Consider the following 21,549-nt stretch of genomic DNA (forward strand, 5'->3'; position numbering starts at 1 on the left):
CGATCGGGGTATGCCGGGATAAGGACGGCGACGGGAGATTTCACCGGTCAGGAGCCTCGGAGCCGTGCCGACCCCCGTGGCTTCCGCCCGCCGCTCGACCTCGGCGGAAACCTTCTCCGATGCAGCGGCAAGCCTCTCCGCGATCCCCAGTATCGTCACGGCCGGTCAGCCCGCCTCGCCGCGGTGATACGGATGGCCGGCCAGGAGCGTCAGGCTGCGATAGATCTGTTCGAGGGCAAGCACGCGCACGAGTCCGTGGGGCAGGGTGGCGGCCCCAAAGGACAGGATCAACTCCGCCTTCGTCCGAATTGAGGCGTCCAGACCATCCGGTCCGCCGATCGCCACCACGAGGGCCGGTCGCGCGACGTCGCGCCACGCGGCCACGCGCTCCGCCAGCGCTTCGCTTGCGAGATCGGAGCGCCCGCGCTCGTCGTAGGCCAGCAGCGCCCCGCCGGACGGCAGGTGGGTGAGGAGCGCCGCCGCCTCCTCGGCGCAGCGGTCGCCGGCACGCCGGGCCCGGGATTCGGGTATCTCGATGCTGTCGCAGGCTGGGAAACCCAAGCCGCGTCCGAGCTGCGCCGCCCGCTCGCGGTAGCGTGAGGCGAGTTCGCGCTCAGGGCCGGCCTTGAGCCGCCCGACCGCCGCCAGGATGAGGCGCAACCGTGCAGTCCGTTCTAGCCGGCCGCGAGTCCGATCGGCCGATCGGCGCCCCACATCTTCTCGAGGTTGTAGAAGCCGCGCACCTCGGGGCGGAAGATGTGCACGAGCACGTCGCCGGCGTCGATCAGCACCCAGTCGCAGGCCGGCAGGCCCTCGACGCGGGCGTTGCCAAAGCCGCGGTTCTTCATCTCCTGGATGACCTTGTCGGCGATGGAGCCGACATGGCGCTGCGACCGCCCCGATGTGATGATCATCGTGTCGGCGAGAGAGGTCTTCCCGGCGAGATCGATGGCGATCGTCTCCTCGGCCTTCATCTCGTCGAGACATCCGAGGGCGAGGGCCTTCAGGTCGTCCGAGCGCGCTTGGCCTGGCTCACCCGGAGCCTGAACGGGGGTGCGGATCGTCTCCGTGCGGATGGTCTCGGGCAGAGTCCTGGTTCCTCGTGGTGCCGCGGGCAAAGTCACGCCTCGCGGGATCCTGTGAAATTGGCGGCATCGGGCGCCGATTGCAACCGTGGCGTCCCCGAATGCGCAGTGCGTCCCTGGAGGCCCTCGCGAATCGCCGTCGACGACAGGGTCGAGCGGGGCCCGTGCAGGAACACCCAGGCGGGCGGTTCGCGCAGCGCAAGCGTGGGCGCGGCCGTCTCGCGCAGCCGCGCTTTCGCCAAGCGGCGCGCCGCCCGCGCGCTCAACGGCGTCATGGTGAAGCCGGGCCGGTCGATGACGGCGATCGGCACGAGGCGGGCGATCTCGGCGAAGCCCTTCCAGCGGTGGAACGTACCGAGCGAATCGGCGCCCATGATCCACACGAAGTGCACCCCGGGCCGGCGGTGGACGAGAAACCGGAGCGTCTGCACCGTGAAGCGCACGTCGAGCGCCGCCTCGATGCCGGTCACCGCTATGCGCGGGTGCCGGGCGACCCGCTGCGCCTGCGCGCACCTGGTCACCACGGGAGGAAGCGCGTTCCGGTTCTTCAGCGGGTTTCCGGGACTGACCAGCCACCAGACCCGGTCCAGCCCGAGCCGGCGCAGCGCCATGACGGTGACGTGCCTGTGGCCGAGATGGGCGGGATTGAAGGATCCACCGTAGAGGCCGATCCGCATGCCGGGGGCGCTCGGCGGCAGGGTCAGCCGCACGCCGGGTCCTGAATCGGCGTCACGGGCGGGTCTGGCCGCTGCCGTGGACGCGATATTTGAATGTGGTCAGCTGCTCGACCCCGACCGGCCCGCGTGCGTGCATGCGCCCGGTGGCGATGCCGATCTCGGCGCCGAAGCCGAACTCGCCGCCATCGGCGAACTGCGTGGAGGCGTTGTGGGTCACGATTGCCGAATCGACCTCCGCTAGGAACCGCGCCGCCTCCGCGTCGTCTTCGGTGATGATCGCGTCGGTGTGATGTGAGCCGTACGTCTCGATGTGCTCGATCGCGGCATCGATCCCCTCCACCACCCGAACCGCGATGATCGCGTCGAGATATTCGGTGTGCCAATCCTCTTCCGAGGCCGCCGTGACCCTGGGATCGACCGCGCAGGTCTCGGCATCCCCGCGGACGGCGCAGCCGGCGTCGAGGAGCGACCGCACCAGCGGCGCGAGCTGCGTCGCCGCGCAGGCTCGGTCCACCAGCAGCGTCTCCGCGGCGCCGCAGACGCTGGTCCGCCGCATCTTGCTGTTGAGCAGCACCCTGCGCGCCATCTCGGGATCGGCCCCGGCGGCGACGTAGACGTGGTTGATGCCGTCGAGATGGGCGAAGACGGGAACCCGAGCCTCCGCTTGGACGCGCGTGACGAGCCCGCGCCCGCCGCGCGGCACGATCACGTCGACGCAGCCGTCGAGGCCGGCCAGCATCAGGCCCACGGCGGCCCGGTCGCGGGTCGGCACGAGCTGGATCGCGTTCTCCGGCAAGCCGGCATCTGCGAGGCCGCGGCTCATGGACCGGGCGATGGCCATGGCGGTGCGGTGACTGTCCGATCCCGCCCGCAGGATGGCGGCGTTCCCGGCCTTGAGGCAGAGGGCGCCGGCATCCGCCGTGACGTTCGGACGGCTCTCGAAGATCACGCCGATCACGCCGAGCGGTACCGCGACGCGCTCGATCAGCAGACCGTTGGGGCGCTCGATCGCGGCGAGCTGGCGCCCAACCGGGTCCGCCAGCGATCCGACCTTCTCGACGGCGTCCGCCATAGCCCCCAGCCGACCGGGATCCAGAGTCAGCCGGTCGATCAGCGCGGCGGTCTGGCCGGCGCTCCGGGCGGCCGCCACGTCGCGGGCATTCTCGGCGAGGATCTCGTCGCGGCTGGCCCGCAGGCGCTCGGCAATCGCCTTCAGGGCGACGTCCTTGGTCCGGGCGGAGGCCAGCGCCATCAGGCGCGCGGCGGCGCGCGCGCGGCGGCCGATGGCGGCCATCTGCTCTGGGAGGGCCTCGGCCTCGGCGAAGTCCGATCTCAGATTCAGGACGGGCACGCTGGCGTCCTCGGTTGCTCGGCCGCCTTCAGGGGGGCTCGACAAAGGGTGAGGCCGTATTTGCATATCGCGCGCCGCGGACACAAGGGTGTCCGAGCTCTAGAAGTCACAATAGTCAGTGACCGCAAGATTGTGATTAATTCAAAATCTGACAAGAACCCTAGAACAATGCCAAATCATCGCGATGCACCATCCAGGCACGACCAGGATAATTGAGCAGCTCCGGGATCCGCGCACTCGGATGTCCGATGATCAGAGCGGCCTCCGCATTGTCGTAGGCGACGAGGCCGCGACCGAGCACCCGGCCTTCCCCGTCGCGGATCACCACCGCGTCGCCGCGGGAGAAGCTGCCCTCGATCGCCCGCACGCCCACCGGCAGCAGGCTCGCGCCGCCCCGCAAGGCCTTCACGGCGCCGGTGTCGATGGTGAGAATGCCGCGCGGCTCGAGAGAGCCGGCGATCCAGGTCTTACGGGCCGCAGTCGGCGTGGAGCCGGAGAGGAACCACGTGCAGCGGGCCCCGTCCCGCACGGCGCGGAGCGGGTTCTTACCGCGCCCGTCGGCGATCACCAGATGCGTGCCGCCCGAGACCGCGATCTTGGCCGCTTCGACCTTCGTGCGCATGCCGCCCCGCGACAGTTCCGAGGCCGGCCCGCCGGCCATGGCCTCGATCTCGGGCGTGATGCGCTCGATCACCGGCAGATGCTTCGCATGCGGATCGCTCGAGGGCGGTGCGGTGTAGAGGCCGTCGATGTCGGAGAAGAGGACCAGCACGTCGGCGTCGATCATGGTGGCGACCCGGGCGGCGAGCCGGTCGTTGTCGCCGTACCGGATCTCGGAGGTCGCCACCGTGTCGTTCTCGTTGACCACGGGGACCGCGCGCATCTCCAGGAGCTTCAGCACCGTCGCCCGGGCATTGAGGTAGCGACGGCGCTCCTCGGTGTCCTGCGGCGTCACCAGGATCTGACCGGCCACGATGCCGTGATGACCGAGGGCCTCGGCCCAGTGACGCGCCAGGGTGATCTGCCCCACCGAGGCGGCCCCCTGGCTCTCCTCCAGCCGCAGGGGGCCGGGGGGCAGCCCCAGCACGGTCCGTCCCAGCGCGATGCTGCCCGAGGAGACGACCAGAACGTCGACGCCACGCGCGTGCAGCTCGGCGATGTCCTCGGCCAAAGCCGCGAGCCAGGCGTGCCGCAGGCGTCCGGCGGCCCGGTCGACCAGGAGGGCCGATCCGACTTTGATGACGACGCGACGGAAATCTTCGAGAACCGGGATCATGATGCTTCGCAGGGTACCGGAGCCAGGACGATCGGGAGAACAGCGCGCCGTCGGACAAGCGCCCCGCGGCAGACCCGGGTCGCAGGTCCGTCGACGCCGGACTCAGATCTTGCGCGGTGCTCTCATCGGATCACGGCTGCCACGCCGCAACGGGCTGCGCCTCGGCCGCGGCGCTGGCGTCGATCTCGGCTTGGAGCGCCCGCAGCGCCTCGGGCACGCCCTTCCGGCTCGCCGACGACAGGACCAGAGGCGCGCGGCCGGCGGCCCGCTTCAGCTTGGCGACCTGGCTCTTCAAGGTGTCGGCATCGAGGGCATCGGCCTTGGAGAGTGCAACGACCTCGGGCTTCTCCGCCAGGCCGTTCCCGTAGGCCTCGATCTCGCCGCGTACCAGCTTGTAGGTCTTGCCGGCATGCTCGCTCGTGCCGTCGACGAGGTGCAGCAGCACCCGGCAGCGCTCCACGTGGGCGAGGAACCGATCGCCGAGACCGACACCCTCGTGCGCGCCCTCGATCAGGCCGGGGATGTCGGCGAGCACGAACTCGCGCCCATCCGACCGCACCACGCCGAGCCCGGGATGCAAAGTCGTGAACGGGTAATCGGCGATCTTCGGCTTGGCCGCCGTGACGCTCGCCAGAAAGGTCGACTTGCCGGCGTTCGGCAGTCCGACGAGGCCGGCATCGGCGATCAGCTTGAGCCGCAGCCAGATCCACATTTCCTGGCCTTCCAGGCCGGGATTGGCGTGTTTCGGGGCGCGGTTCGTGGAGGTCGTGAAGTAGGCGTTGCCGAACCCACCGTTGCCGCCCTTGGCGAGGCGGATCCTCTGGCCGACCTCGGTCAGATCGGCGAGCAGGGTCTCGCCGTCCTCGGCGAAAATCTGCGTGCCGGCCGGTACTTTCAGGACCGTGTCGGAGCCGTTGGCGCCGTGGCAGTTCGAGCCCATGCCGTGCTCGCCCTTCTTGGCCTTGAAATGCTGCTGGTAGCGGTAGTCGATCAGGGTGTTGAGACCCTCGACGCACTCCACCCAGACGTCGCCGCCGCGGCCGCCGTCCCCGCCGTTCGGACCTCCGAACTCGATGAACTTCTCCCGCCGGAACGAGACACAGCCGGGACCGCCGTCACCGGAGCGGACATACACCTTGGCTTCGTCGAGGAACTTCACGGCTCGAATCCCTAATCGGGCGCGGATCCGCGACCCGCACCATCCTTCAGTCGGCGACGGCCGGCAACTGCCGGGGCCGCGAAGTCGCCTCAGGCGGCTTCGGTCAGTGCCGGCTCCGTTCCCAGAGTCTGCCACCGGCGCCGATCGAGACGGAAGAGATCGACGGGCAGATCCTCGCCGCGCGCCGGGAACGGCCGCATCCCGGTGCCGGTGTGAACGAAGCCGCAGGCCTCCAGGACTCGCCGGGACGCCGGGTTGGCGGAGCGCGCCGAGGCGGTCAGCTCCGCCCCGCCCGCATACGCGAAATAGGCCTGACACAGGGCCGAGACCGCTTCGCGCATGAGGCCGGTGCCCCAGTGGGACCGTCCCAGCCAGTAGCCGAGTTCCGGTTCCGCGCCGGCCGATCCTTCGATGCTGACGATGCCGATCAGGCTGGCTGGTGCCGCGCGCGGCGCCAGCGCCAGTGTCAGTCCGGTCCCGGCGGTGTTGTCGGATCGGGCCTGAAGAACGAAGGCGTCCACCACCTGGGCCGGCAACGGATTCGGCACCCGCGCCAACATCGCGGCAACTGCGGGGTCACCGGCCAGCTTCAGGATCGCGTCCCGGTCCCGGGCGGTGGGCCAGCGCAGCCACAGCCGGCGCGTCTCGATCCGGAAGACATCATCGCGGGTCAGATCGGGGAACATCGTGCCCTCACCGGGCGATGCACCCGGCTCCGGGGCAACGCCTCAAGACGACGAAGGGGAGGATGGCGCCCCATCCTCCCCGGTGTTCCGTCCGATCCGGCCTTCAGGGGCTCGGCAATGACGTCTCCGGACCGGTGTGGGACACCGGGCGGGACGCCAGCTTCGCCGCTTGGGGCGCCCGCCTCTTATTCCGCGGCCTCGGCCAGCGGGGTAACGGCTACGAACTCGCGCCCGCGGCGCGTCTCGAAGCGGACATGACCCGGTACCAGCGCGAACAGCGTGTGGTCCTTGCCCATGCCGACATTGGTGCCGGGATGCCATTTCGTGCCGCGCTGGCGCACGATGATGTTGCCCGGGATCACGGCCTCCGAGCCGAACTTCTTGACGCCGAGACGACGGCCGGCCGAGTCGCGGCCGTTGCGGGACGAACCGCCTGCTTTCTTGTGTGCCATGGGAAGAGCTCCGAATTCTGATCTGCTTCGATGCGGTCGCGGATCGGGTCCTGAGGGACCACTACGCGCCCAGCCTTGAGCCGTGCGTCAGGCCGAGATGCCGGTGATACGCACGACCGTGTGGTCCTGCCGGTGGCCGCGCTTGCGGCGCGAGTTCTGCCGGCGGCGCTTCTTGAAGGCGATGACCTTCTTGTCGCGACCATGGCGCACGATCTCGCCGGTGACGCTGATGCCCGACAGGGTCGGGGCGCCCACCTGCGTGGCGCCGGCGCCGTCGGCGAACAGGAGGACCTCGCCGAAGGTCACGGCCTCGCCGGCCTCGCCCGCGAGCGTCGCGATGGTGATGGTGTCGTTGGCGGCGACGCGGTACTGCTTACCGCCCGTCTTGATGACTGCGAACATCGTTCTCTCGTGCTCTCGAACGGCCTCCGGGGCGGCAGCCCCTGGACCGGCTTCTTGTTTGAAGTCATTGCGCGGGCTTGAGCCCGGACAACGCGAAACGCGCGGACCTCCGTCAGAGGCCGCGCGCCGTGCCCGGTCACTACGGGCGCGGTCGCGCCGTGTCAATCCGCGGCGGCTCAGCGGATCGGCGCGCCGGTCGCCAGGATACCCTTGACGACAGTGCCCTGCGGACCGAACGCCGCCAAAGCACCGGCGCACCACGCCTCCCGGCCGACGGCCGCCAGTTGCTGGCGCACCTGGACGGCCCGGCTCCGCAGCTTCTCCTCCAGCACGACCTCCTGGCCGGCATTGACGCGCGCGGCGAGGCGGAGCGTGGTGAGCTGGCCCGCCCTTACCTGCACGCCCGGGCAGGCCTGCTCGGCGATGATCGTGGTGGAGGCCGCCTCGGCATAATTGTCCAGCGGCGATGCCGGGCTGGCCGGCGCGGGGACCTGCGCACCGGCCGGACCGGTGAAGGACAACAGCAGACTGACGCTGACCACGCGCGTGCTCCGCACTGCTCGAATCTCCCTGGTGGCGTGACGACCGCGCGCGGTCGCGTTTCGGCCGACGACCTTCGTGACGCCGCTACGGAGCGGCCTTGAACTCGCCCTCGATGCGCAGCGTCACCTCGTCGCCGAGGTGCGGCAGATAGGCGTTGATGCCGAATTCCGACCGCTTGATGACGGCGCGACCGTCGAAGCCCACGGTGTAGCGCTGGTCCACCGGGTGGATGCCCGCTTGGTTGAAGGTGGCGTCGATGGCGAGCGGCCGGACGGCGCCGCGCAGGTTCAGGTCGCCGGTGATCCGCGCAGTCGTCGGGCTTGTGGGCTCCACCGCGGTGGCCGTGAAGGTCGCGTTCGGGAACTTGGCCGTGTCGAAGAAGTCCGGCGCCGCGAGGTGCTCGTTGAGCCGCGCACTCCCGGTGATGACGCCGCCGAGCGGTACGCTCACATCGAGCCGGCTCTTCTCCGGCGCCTTCGGATCGAGGACGAGGGTGCCGGTCAGCCCGGTGAGCTGGCCGTAATAGGTCGAGTAGCCGAGATGGGAGACCGACCACGTGATCTTGCCGTGATCGGGATCGAGCACGTAGGCGCCCGGCCGGACCTGCGTCGGATCGGCACTCGGTGCGACCGGAACGCGCGTGCCGGCCGGATCGTCCGCCGCCCGGGCCGCATCCAGGCAGAGCAGGCCTAATACGGCTAGAAGTGGCGCACGCATGCTCGTCCCCCCGGATGCGCGGTCGAGCCTGACCGCGGCGGGACCCCTGATTCCATGAAGTTCCTGCGCGCTCAACCACGTCTGGCGGCGGCGGGCGCGCTTCTGTAGGCATCCCTCGACAGCGGGCAGGCGTGACATGATCGGCAAGCTCAAGGGCGTGGTGGATTCCTTCGGGGAGGATTTCGTGATCCTCGACGTGGGCGGCGTGGGCTACATCGTCCATTGCTCGGCGCGCACCCTCCAGCGCATGCCGAAGGTCGGCGAGCCCGCGGAGCTCTCGATCGAGACCCATGTCCGCGAGGACATGATCCGTCTCTACGGGTTCCGGTCCGACCCGGAACGGGAATGGTTCCGGCTGCTCCAGACCGTCCAGGGCGTCGGCGCGCGCGTGGCGCTCGCCATCCTGTCCGTCCTGGAACCCGATGCCCTCGCCGGCGCCATCGCGACCGGCGACAAGGGCGCGATCAGCCGCGCGCCCGGCGTCGGGCCGCGCCTGGCGGCCCGGCTTGCGGCCGAGCTGAAGGACAAGGCGCCCGCCTTCGCGCCGCTGGACGCGGCCCTGGTCGCCCTGACGGGTGCCGTCGAGGAGGGGGCCGCCCCTCAGCCCGTGGCCGACGCCGTCTCGGCGCTCATCAATCTAGGTTATCCGCAGGTCCAGGCCGCTTCCGCGATCGCGGCCGCCCTGAAGGGAGCGGGGGAGGGGGCGGAGACCAAGGTGCTGATCCGCCTGGGTCTGCGGGAGCTGGCCCGCTGACGCGCCGTCGGGCCGCCCCCGCCCGGAATAGACCCCGCCCTTGACCCGGGCGGCGGTGGGTGCCATGTCGACCGCCGGCCAGTAAAGCCTTGAAAAGACAGCTACTTTTCAACGCTTCTAATCTGGCCCGGAAGCTTGGCTCTGTCCACGACGGCCGCGTCGGGATGTGGATTGACGGGATTTGCGGCACGCATGATCGTCTGTTCTTGCAATGTCATATCGGACGGCGCGGTCCGCGGCTGCCTCGCGCCCGGCCCGGGCTGCCCACGCACCCCCGCGCAGGTCTACGCGTGCCTCGGCTGCAGCCCGAAATGCGGGCGTTGCGCGCGGACAATCCGCTCCATCATGCAGAATGCCCTCGGCCAAGTGGCGGCGCCTGAGGGCAGCCATGCCTGCACGACGGCTTGCGCGAACGCCTGTAGTTTGGTGAAATTCCAAACTGCGGATGAGGGAGTCGCAGCTTAGTGCCTCTGCCCCCCGCCTGAGATAACGGTAAGGAGTACGGGGGCATGAAGGGCGACACAAAGGTCATCGAGTATCTAAACCGCGGTCTGCGCAGCGAGTTGACGGCCGTCAGCCAGTACTGGCTACACTTCCGCATGCTCAATGACTGGGGCTACATCGACCTCGCCAAGTTCTGGCGCAAGGAATCGATCGAGGAGATGAACCACGCCGATCGGTTCGTCGACCGGATCCTGTTCCTCGACGGGTTCCCGAACCTGCAGGAACTCGACCCGCTGCGGATCGGCCAGAACGTCGAGGAGATCATCGCGTGCGATCTCGCGGCCGAGAACGAGGCTCGCAGCCTCTACCTCGAGGCCGCGAAGTACTGTGATTCGATCAACGATCGGGTCTCCAAGATCCTGTTCGAGGATCTGGCGACGGACGAGGAAGGCCATATCGACTTCCTCGAGACCCAGCAGGAGCTGATCAAGCAGATCGGCCTGCCGCTCTACGCGCAGAGGCACATCGGCGGGCTCGAGCCGATCGCGCCCGAGAAGGACTGATGTCGCCCGGGCTCGCGTCTCCGCCGCGGCGGAGCGCGAGCCCGATGGGATAAGGCGGGGAGGGCGGCGCCGGGTGGTCCGGCCGTCCCGTGCCCCGTAGCGGAGATGAAACCAGGATGCGGCTCGTGGTGGTCGGCGCCGACGGGCGCATGGGGCGGATGCTGGTGCGGGCGGTGGCGCAGGCCGAAGGCTGCACCCTCTCGGCTGCCATCGAACGGGCGGGCTCGCCCGCCCTCGGCCAGGATGCGGGAACGCTTGCCGGCCTGCCGTCCCTCGACGTCCCGATCACCGACGATCCGCTCGCGGCCTTCGCGGCCGCCGACGGGGTCCTCGACTTCACCGTGCCGGCCGCCACCGTGGCCTTCGCCGAACTGGCCGCTCAGGCCCGCATCGTCCACGTCGTCGGCACGACCGGCCTGTCCGAGGAGGACCTCGCGAAGCTGAGGGCGGCCTCCTATCACGCCCGCATCGTGCAGTCGGGCAACATGTCGCTCGGCATCAATCTGATGACCGAGCTGGTGCGACGGGTGGCCAAGTCGCTCGGCGACGAGTTCGACGTCGAGATCTGCGAGATGCACCACCGCATGAAGGTGGACGCGCCGTCGGGCACGGCGCTGATGCTGGGCGAGGCCGCGGCGGAGGGCCGGAGCGTGGACCTGAAGGCGGTCCGCGTCTCGACGCGGGACGGGATCACGGGCGCGCGCAAGCCCGGCGATATCGGCTTCGCGACGCTCAGAGGCGGCAGCGTCGTCGGCGACCACAGCGTGATCTTCGCCGGGACCGGGGAGAGCCTGACGATCAGCCACCACGCCGCCGACCGCGGCCTGTTCGCCTCGGGGGCCGTCAAGGCGGCGCTCTGGGCCCACCCGAAGCCGCCGGGGCTCTACGCCATGACCGACGTCCTCGGCTTCTGACGGCGCCGTGGGGCCATGGAACGGATCCTGATTCTCGTCCGGCACGGCCAGAGCGAGTGGAACCGCAAGAACCTGTTCACGGGCTGGCGGGATCCCGATCTCACCGAGCGGGGCGTCGCCGAGGCCCGGGCGGCCGGTCGTGGGCTGAAGCAGCACGGCTACGCCTTCGACGCGGCGTTCACGTCGGAGCTCGTGCGGGCCCAGAAGACCTGCGCCCTCATCCTCGCGGAGATGGGCCTGTCCGATCTCCCCGTCCTGCGCGATCGCGCCCTCAACGAGCGCGACTACGGCGACCTCGCGGGCCTCAACAAGGACGATGCCCGCAGCCGGTGGGGGGAGGCGCAGGTTCATGCCTGGCGTCGGTCCTACGATGCACGACCGCCCGGAGGTGAGAGCCTGAAGGACACTGCCGCGCGGGTGCTGCCCTACTACATCGCCGCCATCCTGCCCCGGGTTATGGCCGGCGCGCAGGTCCTCGTGGCCGCCCACGGCAATTCGCTGCGCGCGCTGGCGATGGTCCTCGACGGCGTGGGCGGCGAGCGCGTTGCGGAGCTCGAGATCAAGACCGGTATCCCGCTGATCTATCGCCTCAAGGCCGATACCACGGTCGCCTCCAGGACCGTGCTCGTACCCGACGAACGGGCGACACCCTGAGTGGCGGTGGAACTCGCTCCCGGGCTGTTCCATCATCCGGGCTATCTCGACGCGGCAGCGCGCGCCCGGATCGCCGATGAAACCGCGGCCATCCTCGCTGACGCGCCCTGGGTCACACCGCGGATGCCCCGCACGGGCAGGCCGTTCACCGTGCGGATGTCGAATGCCGGCCCGCTCGGCTGGGTGTCGGATATCCGGGGCTACCGCTACCAGCCGGCGCACCCCGAGACCGGTCGTCCCTGGCCGGCAATGCCGCCGACCGCCCTCGCGGCCTGGGACGCCTTGGTGGCTTATCCCGCCGGTCCCGAAGCCTGCCTGATCAATCTCTACGGACCCGGATCACGGATGGGGCTGCACCAGGATCGTGACGAGGCCGATCTCACGGTGCCGGTCCTGTCGCTGTCGCTCGGCGCGTCCGCCCTGTTCCGGTATGGCGGCTTGAAGCGGACCGACCCGACCCGGTCGGTGCGACTGTCGGATGGCGATGCCCTGGTGATCGGCGGTGCCTCGCGGCTGATCCATCACGGCGTCGACCGCCTCTACCCGGCCGACGACCTTTTCGGCGGGCCCGCCGCACCGAGCTTCCTGCCGCCGGGGAGCCGCTGCAATCTCACCTTGCGCCGGGTCACGCCCGCACCGCGCGACGCGGACCGATGAATCGCGCGATCGACCGATGTTCTGGCGGCTTGACACCCGCTGCAAGGCGTCCGACCCCTCACGGAGGCGAAGCCCCTCGGGCGCGTGTGGAGAATGGATGTCCGATGCTGGTGCGTGCCCTGTCGCTGCGTCTCGGGCAGTTACTCGTCCTCGCCTTCCTGGCGGTCTGCCCGGCGCAAGCCGGTGATCCGATCTTCCCGCCGGGTTCCCGCTTCGGGTTCGAACCCCCTTCCGACATGGCGTTGTCGCGGCGCTTCACCGGTTTCGAACGCAAGGAGGGGGGCGCCACGCTGTCGGTGGTGGAACTGCCGCCGAACGCCTTCGCCGAACTGGTCAGCGGCTTCACCGACGCCAACCTCCTGAGCCAGGGCTTCGCGGTCGAGAAGCGCGAGGAGGTCAAGGTCGGCGACAACGAGGGCATGCTCTACACCGGCGAGCAGCCCGCCGATCCGAACGCGTCCGCACCGGCGATCCGGAAGTGGATCCTGGTCGTCGGCGCACCGAGCGTCACCGGTCTCGTGATCGCCCAGGCGCTGCCCGACGCCGAGACCGAGGCGACGATGCGCAAGCTGGTGACGGGCGTCACCCTGCGGCCGGCCCTGAGCCTGACCCAGCAGGTCGACGCGCTGCCGTTCCGCATCGCCGACCTGGGGGGCTTCCGGCCGGTGCGGGTGCTGGCCGGCAACTCGGTCCTGCTCACCCAGGGTCCGAAGGACCAGATGCAGAACCTCGAGCAGCCGATCCTCGTTCTGGCGCGGGCGGTGCAGCAGCCGCCCACCGCCGAGCAGAGGGACGCTTTTGCCCGCGCCGCCCTGGCGTCGAACCAGACCCTCAAGGACTTCGTCATCGAGCGGTCGCAGAGCTACCGCTCGAATGGGGTGGACTGGCACGAGATCGTGGCCCGCGCCGTGGACCAGCCAACCAACGTACCGGTGGTGGTGTCGCAGACGATCCGGTTCGCGCCCGACGGCTATCTTCGCGCCCTCGGCGTGGTCCGCGAGGATCAGCGCACCGGCGTGCTCGCCAAGTTCCGTGAGGTGGTGGACAGCGTGCAGGTGAAGTAGCGCCTCACCACACCACCGCCTGTCCGTCGCGACGGGGGTCGCTGGCCGCCACGTAGCCCTCGACGCCCGGATCGCCCATCCGCCAGATGAACTGGCCGGCCCCGAAATCCTGGTAGCTGTCCTGGATCACCTCGACCCGATGGCCCAGCGCCTTCAGCCGCTCGAGGGTTTCGCCCGGCATCGCCGCCTCGACGTTGATGTCGAGGCCCTCGCTCACCCGCCAGCGCGGCGCGTCGCAGGCAGCCTGCGGATTCTGGGCGTGGTCGAGCATCCGGACGAGGGTCTGGACATGGCCCTGCGGCTGCATGTTGCCGCCCATCACGCCGAAGCTCATCACCGGGGCACCGTCCTTGGTGAGGAAACCCGGGATGATGGTGTGGAACGGCCGCTTGCCCGGAGCGACCACGTTGGGGCTCTGCGGGTCGAGAACGAATCCGTAGCCGCGGTTCTGGAGGGAGATCCCCCAGCCCGGCACGACGACCCCGGAGCCGAATCCCATGAAGTTCGACTGGATGAAGCTTACCATCATGCCGGATTCATCGGCTGCGGTGAGGTAGATCGTGCCGCCCGCGGGCGGCTTGCCGGGACCGAACACCTGGGCACGTCGCGGATCGATCAGCTTGGCGCGCTCCGCGAGGTAAGCGGGATCGAGCATCGCCTCCGGCGTGACGTCCATGCTGCTCGGGTCGGCGACGTACCGGTAGGTGTCGCTGAAGGCGAGCTTCATCGCCTCGATCTGGTGATGCTGGGCTTCGGGGCCGTCGACGGCCATCGCCCCGAGGTCGAACTGCTCCAAGATCCCGAGGGCGATCTGCGCGGCGATGCCCTGTCCGTTCGGCGGGATCTCGTGGAGGGTGTAGCCGCGGTAATCCTTGGCGGTCGGCGTGACCCATTCGGGTCGGAAAGCGGCGAGATCGTCCGTCGTCATCGCGCCACCGTGGGCCTGAGCATGGGCCGCGATGGCCTCGGCGATGGCGCCGCGGTAGAAGGCCTCGCCCTTGGTCTCAGCGATCAGTCGGAGGGTCTTCTCGGCACCCCGGAAGGTCACCAGCTCGCCCACGTCCGGCGCGCGCCCCCGCGGCAGGAAGAACTCGGCGAAACCCGGCTGGCGCGTGATCGCCTCCAGGCCGGCGGCCGCCGCCCATTTCTGCTGCACCACCACCGGCGCGAGGTACCCGCGCTCCGCGATGCGGATCGCGGGCTGCATCAGATCGGCGAAGGGCAGCCGCCCGAAGCGTTCGCTGAGCGCCGCCCACGCACCGACCGCGCCCGGCACCGTGACCGAGTCCCATCCGCGCATCGGCGGCCGTTCCGCCGGCCCGTATTTCCGCGCGAAGTAGTCGGGCGTCCAGGCCGCTGGCGCACCGCCCGACGCGTTCAGTCCGTGCAGCGCTCGGCCGTCCCACAGAATGCAGAAGGCGTCCGAGCCGAGGCCATTGCTGCAGGGTTCCGTCACGGTCTTGGCGGCAGCCGTGGCGATCGCCGCATCGACGGCATTGCCACCCGCCTGGAGCATCTGGAGCCCGGCCTGTGCCGCCAGCGCGTGCGAGGTCGCCACGCAGTTGCGCCCGAACATCGGCATGCGCAGCGACGGGTACCCGGTCACCCAGTCGAACGGCTTCATGGCGCAGATCCCATCGGCGGCGGCACAAGGCTCACAGGCTGACTGGCATATAGGATAACGGCGTTGGGAGAAGTGTCGAACATCCGACGCCCAAACGAAAAGCGCGGACCCGAGGGTCCGCGCTCTGTAAGAACCGTCCAGCTCGACTGGGTGCCGTCAGTAAGGACGGCCGTAGAGCGGCGATGTGGGATCCAGGCGATCGACGAAGGACAAGTCGACGTTGCGGACCGCGCTGGAGCGCGCACCGATGAACGGGCCGTTGGTGATCGGATCGGGCAGGATCCCGCGGCCGAAGCGATCAGTCGGGCCGTAGGGCGGCGTCAGCTGGTTCGACGCGGCGATCAGGTAGGGGTTCAGGGCCGGGTTGCGCGAGCCGCCGGCACCCGGAACGTTGGAGGTCAGCGGCACGTTGCCGGCGTCGAGCCAGCTCCGGGGGCGGACGCGGATCGGAAGGGGCCGGCTCACGCGGTAGACCGGGCCCGCAACGAACCCGTCCTGGGCCTGGGCCGGCGCGGGGGCGGCAGCGCCGAAGCCGGCTGCGGCGACGACGCCGAGAAGGGCGATCTTGAGCGAGCGCATGGCCAACCTTGTATGAGAGTGCCGAACGGTATGGCGACCGAAGCTTAACAGTTCGCCGCCTTTGATGAGATGACGCTTGAGCGAAGCTGTTGTTCCAGCGAAACGGCCGAGCTCGTGCGTTTTGCCACACTCCAGCCTTATTTTTTGTTTCGGGCGCTTGGCGCGAGCGAACCGGTTCGACCGGCCGCCTCGGCACCCGTCGCGGCGAGACAGCCACGTTCCGCCGGGGATGCCCTTACGAAGGCCGCGGTGGTCTCGGGATCGGCCAAGTCGACCAGGCGCAAGGCGTCGATCAGGCAGACCAGGGCCTGAGGTTCCGGCGGGTACCCCAGCGGCGCGCAGAACCAGCCGTCGAGCTGGAAGTCGGTGTCGCGCGTGACGAAGCCCGTGCAGGTTCGCGGCGCGAAGCCGCTGAAGGTCACGTCCAGGGTCTCGACGGCGCCGAACTTCGTCAGGATCTGACCGCGGGCGCCGGTCCGCAGCACCGAGAGTGCCGGCCTGTCGACGGCTGGACCGCCGGCAGCCCGCCGAGCCATCAGCACGAACAGCGTCGGCGCAGGATGCCGGGACGCGCCGCGGGTCAGCGTCACCCGCACCGCGACCGCCTCGATCGCCGCAACGTCGCCACGGGTCAGCGCATCCTCGCGCTGCCCCGTCCGCGGATCGATCCGGGCCGAGACCCGTACGGGATCGATACCGGGCTCCGCCAAGTCGAAATGCGCTGCTGCAACCGGCGGCGGCGCCGGTACGGCCCGCGTCGAGGGCACGAACGGCGTCGCGATCCGCGGCTCGGCCGGTAATTCACCGGCGACATGACCGGGCCGCCCGGCGCAGACGCAGAGGAGGGCGATCACGGCCGAGGCCAGCAGGATGCGCAAGCCGAGGGACACCGGCGAGAGCGCGGCGTTGCCGGTCCCCGCGGCGGGTTCGATCAGATCGACGGCGTGTGCTGCTCCGGCCGGCATGGTGCTCCGTGCGGACGACGAACCTCATGGTGCGTCCGCCACCCTGGCCGGCAAGGATTGCGTTCCGTTTCGTGGCCGGCCAACCGTCAACAGTTTCCCGCGCCCAGGGTGAATCGTTTGTTGCGGATCCGGCGGCCTTGACAGCGCGGTACCTTGCGCGCCTTGCTCGCAGAGGCCGTCGATCCCACCTCCGTAGAGGCCGGGCTCTGCGGCCGCGCCCGTTCAGCGGGCGCTCGCCCGGCACGAACGATCCTTCGGCCGGCCTTCCAGCAGGAGCGTGGCACCCGGATCGATCAGGGTTTTCCGCGCGGAGACGTGAGATGGGTTACAAGATCGCCGTCGTCGGCGCCACGGGCAACGTGGGCCGCGAGATGCTCGATATCCTGGCCGAGCGGGCTTTCCCCGCCGACGAGGTCGTGGCTCTGGCCTCGCGCCGCAGCCAGGGGCAGGAAGTGTCCTACGGCGACAAGACGCTCAAGGTCAAAACGCTGGACACCTACGACTTCTCCGACACCGACATCTGCCTGATGTCGGCCGGCGGAGAGACCTCGAAGGAGTGGTCGCCGCGCATCGGCCAGCAGGGCTGCGTCGTGATCGATAACTCGTCGGCCTTCCGCTACGACGCGGACGTGCCGCTGATCGTGCCCGAGGTGAATGCCGACGCGATCGTGGGCTTCACCAAGCGTAACATCATCGCGAACCCGAACTGCTCGACCGCCCAGCTGGTCGTCGCCCTGAAGCCGCTGCACGAAGCGGCCACGATCAAGCGCGTCGTGGTCTCGACCTACCAGTCGGTTTCCGGCGCCGGCAAGGAGGCGATGGACGAGCTGTTCAACCAGACCCGGGCGGTGTTCACCGCCGGCGAGATCAAGCAGGGCGGCAAGTTCACCAAGCGCATCGCCTTCAACGTGATCCCTCACATCGACGTGTTCATGGAGGATGGCTACACGAAGGAAGAGTGGAAGATGGTCGCCGAGACCAAGAAGATGCTCGATCCGAAGATCAAGCTGACGGCGACCGCCGTCCGCGTTCCGGTCTTCATCGGGCATGCGGAATCGGTGAACATCGAGTTCGAGCGCCCGCTCTCGGCCGAGAAGGCCAGCGAGATCCTGCGCGCCGCCCCCGGCGTGCTCGTGATCGATAAGCGCGAGAACGGCGGGTACATCACGCCCCACGAGGCCGCCGGCGAGGACGCGACCTACATCTCGCGCATCCGTGAGGACGCGACGGTCGAGAACGGCCTGAACTTCTGGTGCGTCTCGGACAACCTCCGCAAGGGCGCGGCCCTCAACACGGTTCAGATCGCCGAGGTGTTGGTGAACCGCAAGCTCCTCAACCGGTCCAAGCGCGCGGCCTGAGGCGTTCCCGGGACGACAATCCGCGGCGGGGCGATCGTGATCGTCGATCGCCCCGCCGTCGTCATGCCTCTGTCATCTTGAGGGGCCACCCCCGATCCGCGGATCGCGCGGGGATCCGGGATGCGTCGCCTCATGGTTTCCGGTCTGATCGGGGTGGTCATCGCCGGTTCGGGGGTGGCACTGGCCGCGCCGCGGAACGTCGTCCTGTTCGTGGCCGACGGCCTGCGCGACGGGATGGTGAGCGCGGTGAACGCCCCCCGCTATGGACCGGCTCATGAAGGCCGGCGTGCGGTTCACCAACACGCACGCGCTGTTCCCGACCTTCACGATGCCGAACGCCGCCGCGATGGCGACGGGACATCGGCTGGGTGATACGGGGCAGTTCGGCAACACGATCTACACCGGCTCTCCGGTGCCGGGCGCCGGTGAGAGCCCGACCCTGTTTCTCGAGAGCGACCCGGTCCTGGGCGACGTCGATGCGCATGGCGCCGGCAACTACCTCAACGAGGAGACGATCCTCCGGGCGGCCCAAGCCAAGGGGCTGTCGACGGCCAGCATCGGCAAGCTCGGGCCGTCCCTGGTCTTCGACCATACGGCGCGGGCCGGACAGGACAGTCCTGATCGACGACAGTACGGGACGTCCCGGCGGCGTTCCCTTGAGCGACGAGCCTCGGGCGCGCCTCGGCGAAGCCGGCCTTCCGCTCCAGGCACCCCGCCTCGGGGTGCCAATGGACAGGCCGAGACCGCGGTGACGCCCGGGACGATGGTTGCCAATGTCGAGCAGCAGAACTTCTTCGCCGCCGCGGCGACGCGGGCGGTGCTGCCGCTGTTCAAGGCGCGCGGGAAACCGTTCGTTCTCGTGTTCTGGTCGCGGGATCCGGACGGGACGCAGCACAACCAGGGCGATAGTCTGGGCCCGCTGGTTCCCGGCATCAACGGTCCGACGAGCCTCGCCGCCATCCGCAATGCCGACGCGAACCTGGCGGCGCTCCTCAAGGCGCTCCGCGAGCAGGGGCTCGCCGACACCACCGATGTGGTGGTGACGTCGGACCACGGCTTCTCCACCATCTCGAAGGAGAGCGCCACGAGCGTTTCCGCGACCCGGGGCTACAGAGGCGTTCCACCGCGCCAGCTCCCGCCGGGCTTCCTGGCTATCGACCTCGCGCACGATTTGGGCCTGAGCCTCTTCGATCCCGACGCTAGGGGCGCTCGGCTCGGCGCCGACAGCTTCCCGAGCCGGGCCAACGGCCTGATCGGTGCGGATCCGGCGAAGCCCGATGTGGTGGTGGCGGCAAATAGCGGCTCGGATCTCGTCTACCTTCCGAGCGGTGACAGGGCTCTGGCGCACAGGGTGGTGCAGGCCCTGTCGCGGCAGGATTACGTTAGCGGCCTCTTCGTGAGCGCCGCCCTCGGCAAGGTTCCGGCGACGCTGCCGCTCTCCAGCATCGCCCTCGACGGAAGGGCTCTGACGCCGATACCCGCCATCGTGGTGAACTTCCGGAGCTTCTCGACGGGATGCGCGAACCCGACCACCTGCGGGGTCGAGATCGCCGACTCCGTGCTGCAACAAGGTCAGGGGATGCACGGCCGTTTCTCGCGCGCGGATACCCGCAACGTGATGGGCGCCGTCGGCCCGAGATTCCGCGAGGGTCTCGCGAGCCCGCTCCCGGCCAGCAATGCCGATCTGGGACGGACGATCGCCCGAATCCTCGATCTCACGATCCCCGCCAAGGGGACGCTGGTCGGGCCTGTCCTCACGGAGGCTCTGGCGAATGTCAGCGCGCCGAAGTTCGAGGCGCAGGTCCTGCGCTCGGCGCCCGACGTGGTCGGACAGGTCACGGTGCTGGAGTACCAGACGGTCGAGGGGACCCGCTACTTCGACGCCGCGGGGTATCCGGGCCGAACCCTCGGCCTGACCGATACCGCCCAGTCGGCCTCCGCCGAGCCACGCTGAGCGGCTGCGGCGCGAACCCGTCGACTGTCCCGACGGGATGATCCCCGCCGGGCGATCCGGCGCCTACGCCATGCCGAGGGCCTGCAGGTAGAGTTCGAGGATCGCCTCCTGCTCCTGGCGCTCGCTGTGATCCTGCTTGCGGATCCGCAGGATGGTGCGCACCGCCTTGGCGTCGAAGCCGCGGCCCTTCAGCTCGGCGAACACCTCCTTGATGTCGCCCATGATGCCGGCCTTCTCCTCCTCGAGCCGCTCCAGCCGCTCGATGAACTGCTTCAACTCGTCGGCGGCCACGCCCTCGGCCGACGACACGTCGCCGCCGGGCCGCTGGGCTGCGGTGGGCATCGAATGGGCGTTCATGAGGCTCTCCGGACTGCGCGGCGCGGTTGCGCCCTGGACCCGTGGTTAACGGGCCGGCCTTACCGGAAGCTTAGCCGATTTCCGGAGGAACGGGGACCGTCAGTGTCCTTCGGCCTGCGAGGCCGCGAAACCCGTCTGCTGCTCGGGGCTCGCCTCAGTCTGATGGCGGGATTTCCACTCGGCATAGGGCATCCCGTAGACCGCCTCGCGGCTCTCATCCTTGGTGAGCGGCAGACCCTTCTCGTCGGCGGCATCCTTGAGCCAGTTGGACAAACAGTTCCGGCAGAAGCCTGCGAGGTTCATCAGGTCGATATTCTGCACGTCTGTCCGGGTACGCAAATGCGCGACGAGGCGGCGGAACACGGCGGCTTCGAGTTCGGTCTGGGTCTTGGCGTCGATCTCGCGCATCGGTCGCAGCTCTCGTTGGTGTCGGGCGGGACGTTCGGATTTTGTGACCGGCCGGGCGGAGATCAAGCCGTCAGGAGCGGACGCAGGACACGGGCGAAGCGCTCGGCCCACTCGGCCTGTCCGGCCTCGCCGGCGATGAGATCCTGGCGGATCTCGACCAGGGCGTTGGCGAGGCCACGGGCCGTCGCGTGCCGGTCAATCGTATCGCCCGGCAGGCCGCCGCCGTAAGGCTCATTGTCGCCGACGGTGAGCCCGGCGGGATCGTCCTCCAGCGCCTGGATGAGCGGGCGGGCGAAGCGCTCGTCCCGGTCGTACAGGATCCCGACCTGCCAGGGCCGCGCGATCCCCCGCCAGTAGGGCGTGAAGCTGTGCATGGTCAGGACCACCGGCGGCCGGCCGGTCGTCTCGGCGGCCGCGATGGCGGCGTCGACCGCGGCGTCGATGGCCGCGTCGAACGGCGCGTAGAAGCGGGCGATGCGCGCCCGTTTGCCGGCCTCGTCGATCCGGGCATTGCCCGGCACGATGGCACCGTCGGAGAGGCGCATCACCAGCGTCGGGTCGGCCCGGCCGCGATTGGGATCGATGATCAGGCGGGAGAAGTTCGTGAGGATCGCGGGCGCATTCAGCTGGGCCGCGAGCCGTCGCGTCACGGCCGCCGCGCCGATGTCGTAGGCGATGTGCCGTCCGAATTCGGAGGCCGGCACGCCGAGATCGATGTCCGGCGGGACATGGTTCGAGGCGTGGTCGCAGGCGATGACGAGGCCGCAGGCCGGATCGCCCGGGATGATCTCGCAGGGGTGCACCGGGGGGGCGGCCGATTCTGTCTCCGGGCGGGTCACGGGGCTCCGAGGTCTTCAGATCTGTGCGAGGGCGCCGATGGTGCTTGCCGTAGGGCGGCCGCTCGGG

At 69.5% G+C, this 21,549-nt stretch carries 26 protein-coding genes; 9 read left to right on the forward strand and 17 right to left on the reverse strand.

What is annotated here, in order from left to right; genetic code table 11:
• Window positions 1-165: 165 nt before the first annotated feature.
• The 11 genes from rlmH to MKK82_RS18900 all read right to left on the reverse strand — a co-directional run bounded on the left by rlmH (window position 166) and on the right by MKK82_RS18900 (window position 8,348).
• The gene (rlmH, locus tag MKK82_RS18850) at window positions 166-660 is read right to left on the reverse strand and encodes a 23S rRNA (pseudouridine(1915)-N(3))-methyltransferase RlmH (protein WP_238286419.1); all 495 of its coding nucleotides are present in this window, start codon (window positions 658-660) and stop codon (window positions 166-168) included.
• A gap of 14 nt (window positions 661-674) precedes the next feature.
• Complete coding sequence (gene rsfS / locus MKK82_RS18855; RefSeq protein ID WP_373323296.1) at window positions 675-1,076, reverse strand: ribosome silencing factor; 402 nt, start codon at window positions 1,074-1,076, stop codon at window positions 675-677.
• Between the two features lie 44 nt (window positions 1,077-1,120).
• A complete protein-coding gene (locus MKK82_RS18860) occupies window positions 1,121-1,795 on the reverse strand; it encodes a nicotinate-nucleotide adenylyltransferase (protein ID WP_283206427.1) in 675 nt (224 codons plus the stop codon).
• A 19-nt stretch (window positions 1,796-1,814) separates the two neighbouring features.
• Complete coding sequence (locus MKK82_RS18865) at window positions 1,815-3,113, reverse strand: glutamate-5-semialdehyde dehydrogenase (protein WP_238286420.1); 1,299 nt, start codon at window positions 3,111-3,113, stop codon at window positions 1,815-1,817.
• Window positions 3,114-3,273: 160 nt separating this feature from the next.
• The gene (gene proB, locus MKK82_RS18870) at window positions 3,274-4,389 is read right to left on the reverse strand and encodes a glutamate 5-kinase (protein ID WP_238286421.1); all 1,116 of its coding nucleotides are present in this window, start codon (window positions 4,387-4,389) and stop codon (window positions 3,274-3,276) included.
• A 130-nt stretch (window positions 4,390-4,519) separates the two neighbouring features.
• Complete coding sequence (gene obgE / locus MKK82_RS18875; protein WP_238286422.1) at window positions 4,520-5,548, reverse strand: GTPase ObgE; 1,029 nt, start codon at window positions 5,546-5,548, stop codon at window positions 4,520-4,522.
• Window positions 5,549-5,637: 89 nt separating this feature from the next.
• Window positions 5,638-6,234 carry a GNAT family N-acetyltransferase gene (locus tag MKK82_RS18880; protein WP_238286423.1) on the reverse strand — a complete coding sequence of 199 codons (597 nt, stop codon included), beginning with the start codon at window positions 6,232-6,234 and terminating at the stop codon, window positions 5,638-5,640.
• Between the two features lie 185 nt (window positions 6,235-6,419).
• On the reverse strand, window positions 6,420-6,686 hold the full coding sequence (gene rpmA / locus MKK82_RS18885) for a 50S ribosomal protein L27 (RefSeq protein WP_238286424.1): 267 nt from the start codon (window positions 6,684-6,686) through the stop codon (window positions 6,420-6,422).
• An 87-nt stretch (window positions 6,687-6,773) separates the two neighbouring features.
• Window positions 6,774-7,088 (reverse strand): 50S ribosomal protein L21, encoded by a 315-nt coding sequence (rplU, locus tag MKK82_RS18890; protein ID WP_238286425.1) that lies wholly within the window; start codon window positions 7,086-7,088, stop codon window positions 6,774-6,776.
• Window positions 7,089-7,264: 176 nt separating this feature from the next.
• Window positions 7,265-7,630, reverse strand: coding sequence for a hypothetical protein (locus MKK82_RS18895; RefSeq protein ID WP_238286427.1), 366 nt, complete (start codon window positions 7,628-7,630; stop codon window positions 7,265-7,267).
• Between the two features lie 85 nt (window positions 7,631-7,715).
• Window positions 7,716-8,348, reverse strand: a complete 633-nt coding sequence (locus MKK82_RS18900; RefSeq protein ID WP_238286429.1) for a YceI family protein — start codon at window positions 8,346-8,348, stop codon at window positions 7,716-7,718.
• Between the two features lie 136 nt (window positions 8,349-8,484).
• Between MKK82_RS18900 and ruvA the strand changes: the two genes are divergently transcribed.
• The 7 genes from ruvA to MKK82_RS18935 all read left to right on the forward strand — a co-directional run bounded on the left by ruvA (window position 8,485) and on the right by MKK82_RS18935 (window position 13,398).
• A complete protein-coding gene (gene ruvA / locus MKK82_RS18905; RefSeq protein WP_238286430.1) occupies window positions 8,485-9,102 on the forward strand; it encodes a Holliday junction branch migration protein RuvA in 618 nt (205 codons plus the stop codon).
• Window positions 9,103-9,294: 192 nt separating this feature from the next.
• A complete protein-coding gene (locus MKK82_RS18910) occupies window positions 9,295-9,567 on the forward strand; it encodes a bacterioferritin-associated ferredoxin (protein ID WP_238286432.1) in 273 nt (90 codons plus the stop codon).
• Window positions 9,568-9,611: 44 nt separating this feature from the next.
• On the forward strand, window positions 9,612-10,109 hold the full coding sequence (gene bfr, locus MKK82_RS18915; protein ID WP_243986454.1) for a bacterioferritin: 498 nt from the start codon (window positions 9,612-9,614) through the stop codon (window positions 10,107-10,109).
• A gap of 116 nt (window positions 10,110-10,225) precedes the next feature.
• On the forward strand, window positions 10,226-11,023 hold the full coding sequence (gene dapB, locus MKK82_RS18920) for a 4-hydroxy-tetrahydrodipicolinate reductase (protein WP_238286434.1): 798 nt from the start codon (window positions 10,226-10,228) through the stop codon (window positions 11,021-11,023).
• A gap of 15 nt (window positions 11,024-11,038) precedes the next feature.
• The gene (locus MKK82_RS18925; RefSeq protein ID WP_238286435.1) at window positions 11,039-11,677 is read left to right on the forward strand and encodes a 2,3-bisphosphoglycerate-dependent phosphoglycerate mutase; all 639 of its coding nucleotides are present in this window, start codon (window positions 11,039-11,041) and stop codon (window positions 11,675-11,677) included.
• Window positions 11,678-12,334: an alpha-ketoglutarate-dependent dioxygenase AlkB gene (locus MKK82_RS18930; protein WP_238286436.1), complete on the forward strand. Its 657-nt coding sequence runs from the start codon at window positions 11,678-11,680 to the stop codon at window positions 12,332-12,334.
• 104 nt (window positions 12,335-12,438) lie between these two features.
• Entirely contained in the window at window positions 12,439-13,398 is a 960-nt protein-coding gene (locus tag MKK82_RS18935; protein ID WP_243986455.1) for a hypothetical protein, read from the forward strand.
• A gap of 4 nt (window positions 13,399-13,402) precedes the next feature.
• On the opposite strand, the gene MKK82_RS18940 is transcribed toward MKK82_RS18935, so the two are convergent.
• The 3 genes from MKK82_RS18940 to MKK82_RS18950 all read right to left on the reverse strand — a co-directional run bounded on the left by MKK82_RS18940 (window position 13,403) and on the right by MKK82_RS18950 (window position 16,566).
• Complete coding sequence (locus MKK82_RS18940; RefSeq protein WP_238286438.1) at window positions 13,403-15,022, reverse strand: gamma-glutamyltransferase family protein; 1,620 nt, start codon at window positions 15,020-15,022, stop codon at window positions 13,403-13,405.
• 156 nt (window positions 15,023-15,178) lie between these two features.
• Window positions 15,179-15,601: a hypothetical protein gene (locus MKK82_RS18945; RefSeq protein WP_238286439.1), complete on the reverse strand. Its 423-nt coding sequence runs from the start codon at window positions 15,599-15,601 to the stop codon at window positions 15,179-15,181.
• Window positions 15,602-15,738: 137 nt separating this feature from the next.
• The gene (locus tag MKK82_RS18950) at window positions 15,739-16,566 is read right to left on the reverse strand and encodes a hypothetical protein (RefSeq protein ID WP_238286441.1); all 828 of its coding nucleotides are present in this window, start codon (window positions 16,564-16,566) and stop codon (window positions 15,739-15,741) included.
• A 320-nt stretch (window positions 16,567-16,886) separates the two neighbouring features.
• Here MKK82_RS18950 and MKK82_RS18955 point away from each other — a divergent pair, with 320 nt between their 5' ends.
• Together MKK82_RS18955 and MKK82_RS18960 are read left to right on the forward strand one after the other, a co-directional pair.
• On the forward strand, window positions 16,887-17,924 hold the full coding sequence (locus MKK82_RS18955; RefSeq protein WP_238286443.1) for an aspartate-semialdehyde dehydrogenase: 1,038 nt from the start codon (window positions 16,887-16,889) through the stop codon (window positions 17,922-17,924).
• A gap of 274 nt (window positions 17,925-18,198) precedes the next feature.
• Complete coding sequence (locus MKK82_RS18960) at window positions 18,199-19,878, forward strand: alkaline phosphatase family protein (RefSeq protein WP_243986456.1); 1,680 nt, start codon at window positions 18,199-18,201, stop codon at window positions 19,876-19,878.
• 63 nt (window positions 19,879-19,941) lie between these two features.
• Here MKK82_RS18960 and MKK82_RS18965 read toward each other — a convergent pair whose 3' ends face one another.
• From MKK82_RS18965 to MKK82_RS18975, 3 genes are all read right to left on the reverse strand, one after another.
• Complete coding sequence (locus MKK82_RS18965; RefSeq protein ID WP_191991933.1) at window positions 19,942-20,220, reverse strand: DUF2312 domain-containing protein; 279 nt, start codon at window positions 20,218-20,220, stop codon at window positions 19,942-19,944.
• Between the two features lie 114 nt (window positions 20,221-20,334).
• Complete coding sequence (locus MKK82_RS18970; RefSeq protein WP_238286446.1) at window positions 20,335-20,643, reverse strand: DUF1244 domain-containing protein; 309 nt, start codon at window positions 20,641-20,643, stop codon at window positions 20,335-20,337.
• Window positions 20,644-20,705: 62 nt separating this feature from the next.
• On the reverse strand, window positions 20,706-21,482 hold the full coding sequence (locus tag MKK82_RS18975) for an N-formylglutamate amidohydrolase (RefSeq protein WP_238286447.1): 777 nt from the start codon (window positions 21,480-21,482) through the stop codon (window positions 20,706-20,708).
• Between the last annotated feature and the right edge of the window lie 67 nt (window positions 21,483-21,549).

It is taken from the genome of Methylobacterium sp. E-046 (assembly GCF_022829625.1).
Taxonomy (GTDB): domain Bacteria; phylum Pseudomonadota; class Alphaproteobacteria; order Rhizobiales; family Beijerinckiaceae; genus Methylobacterium; species Methylobacterium longum.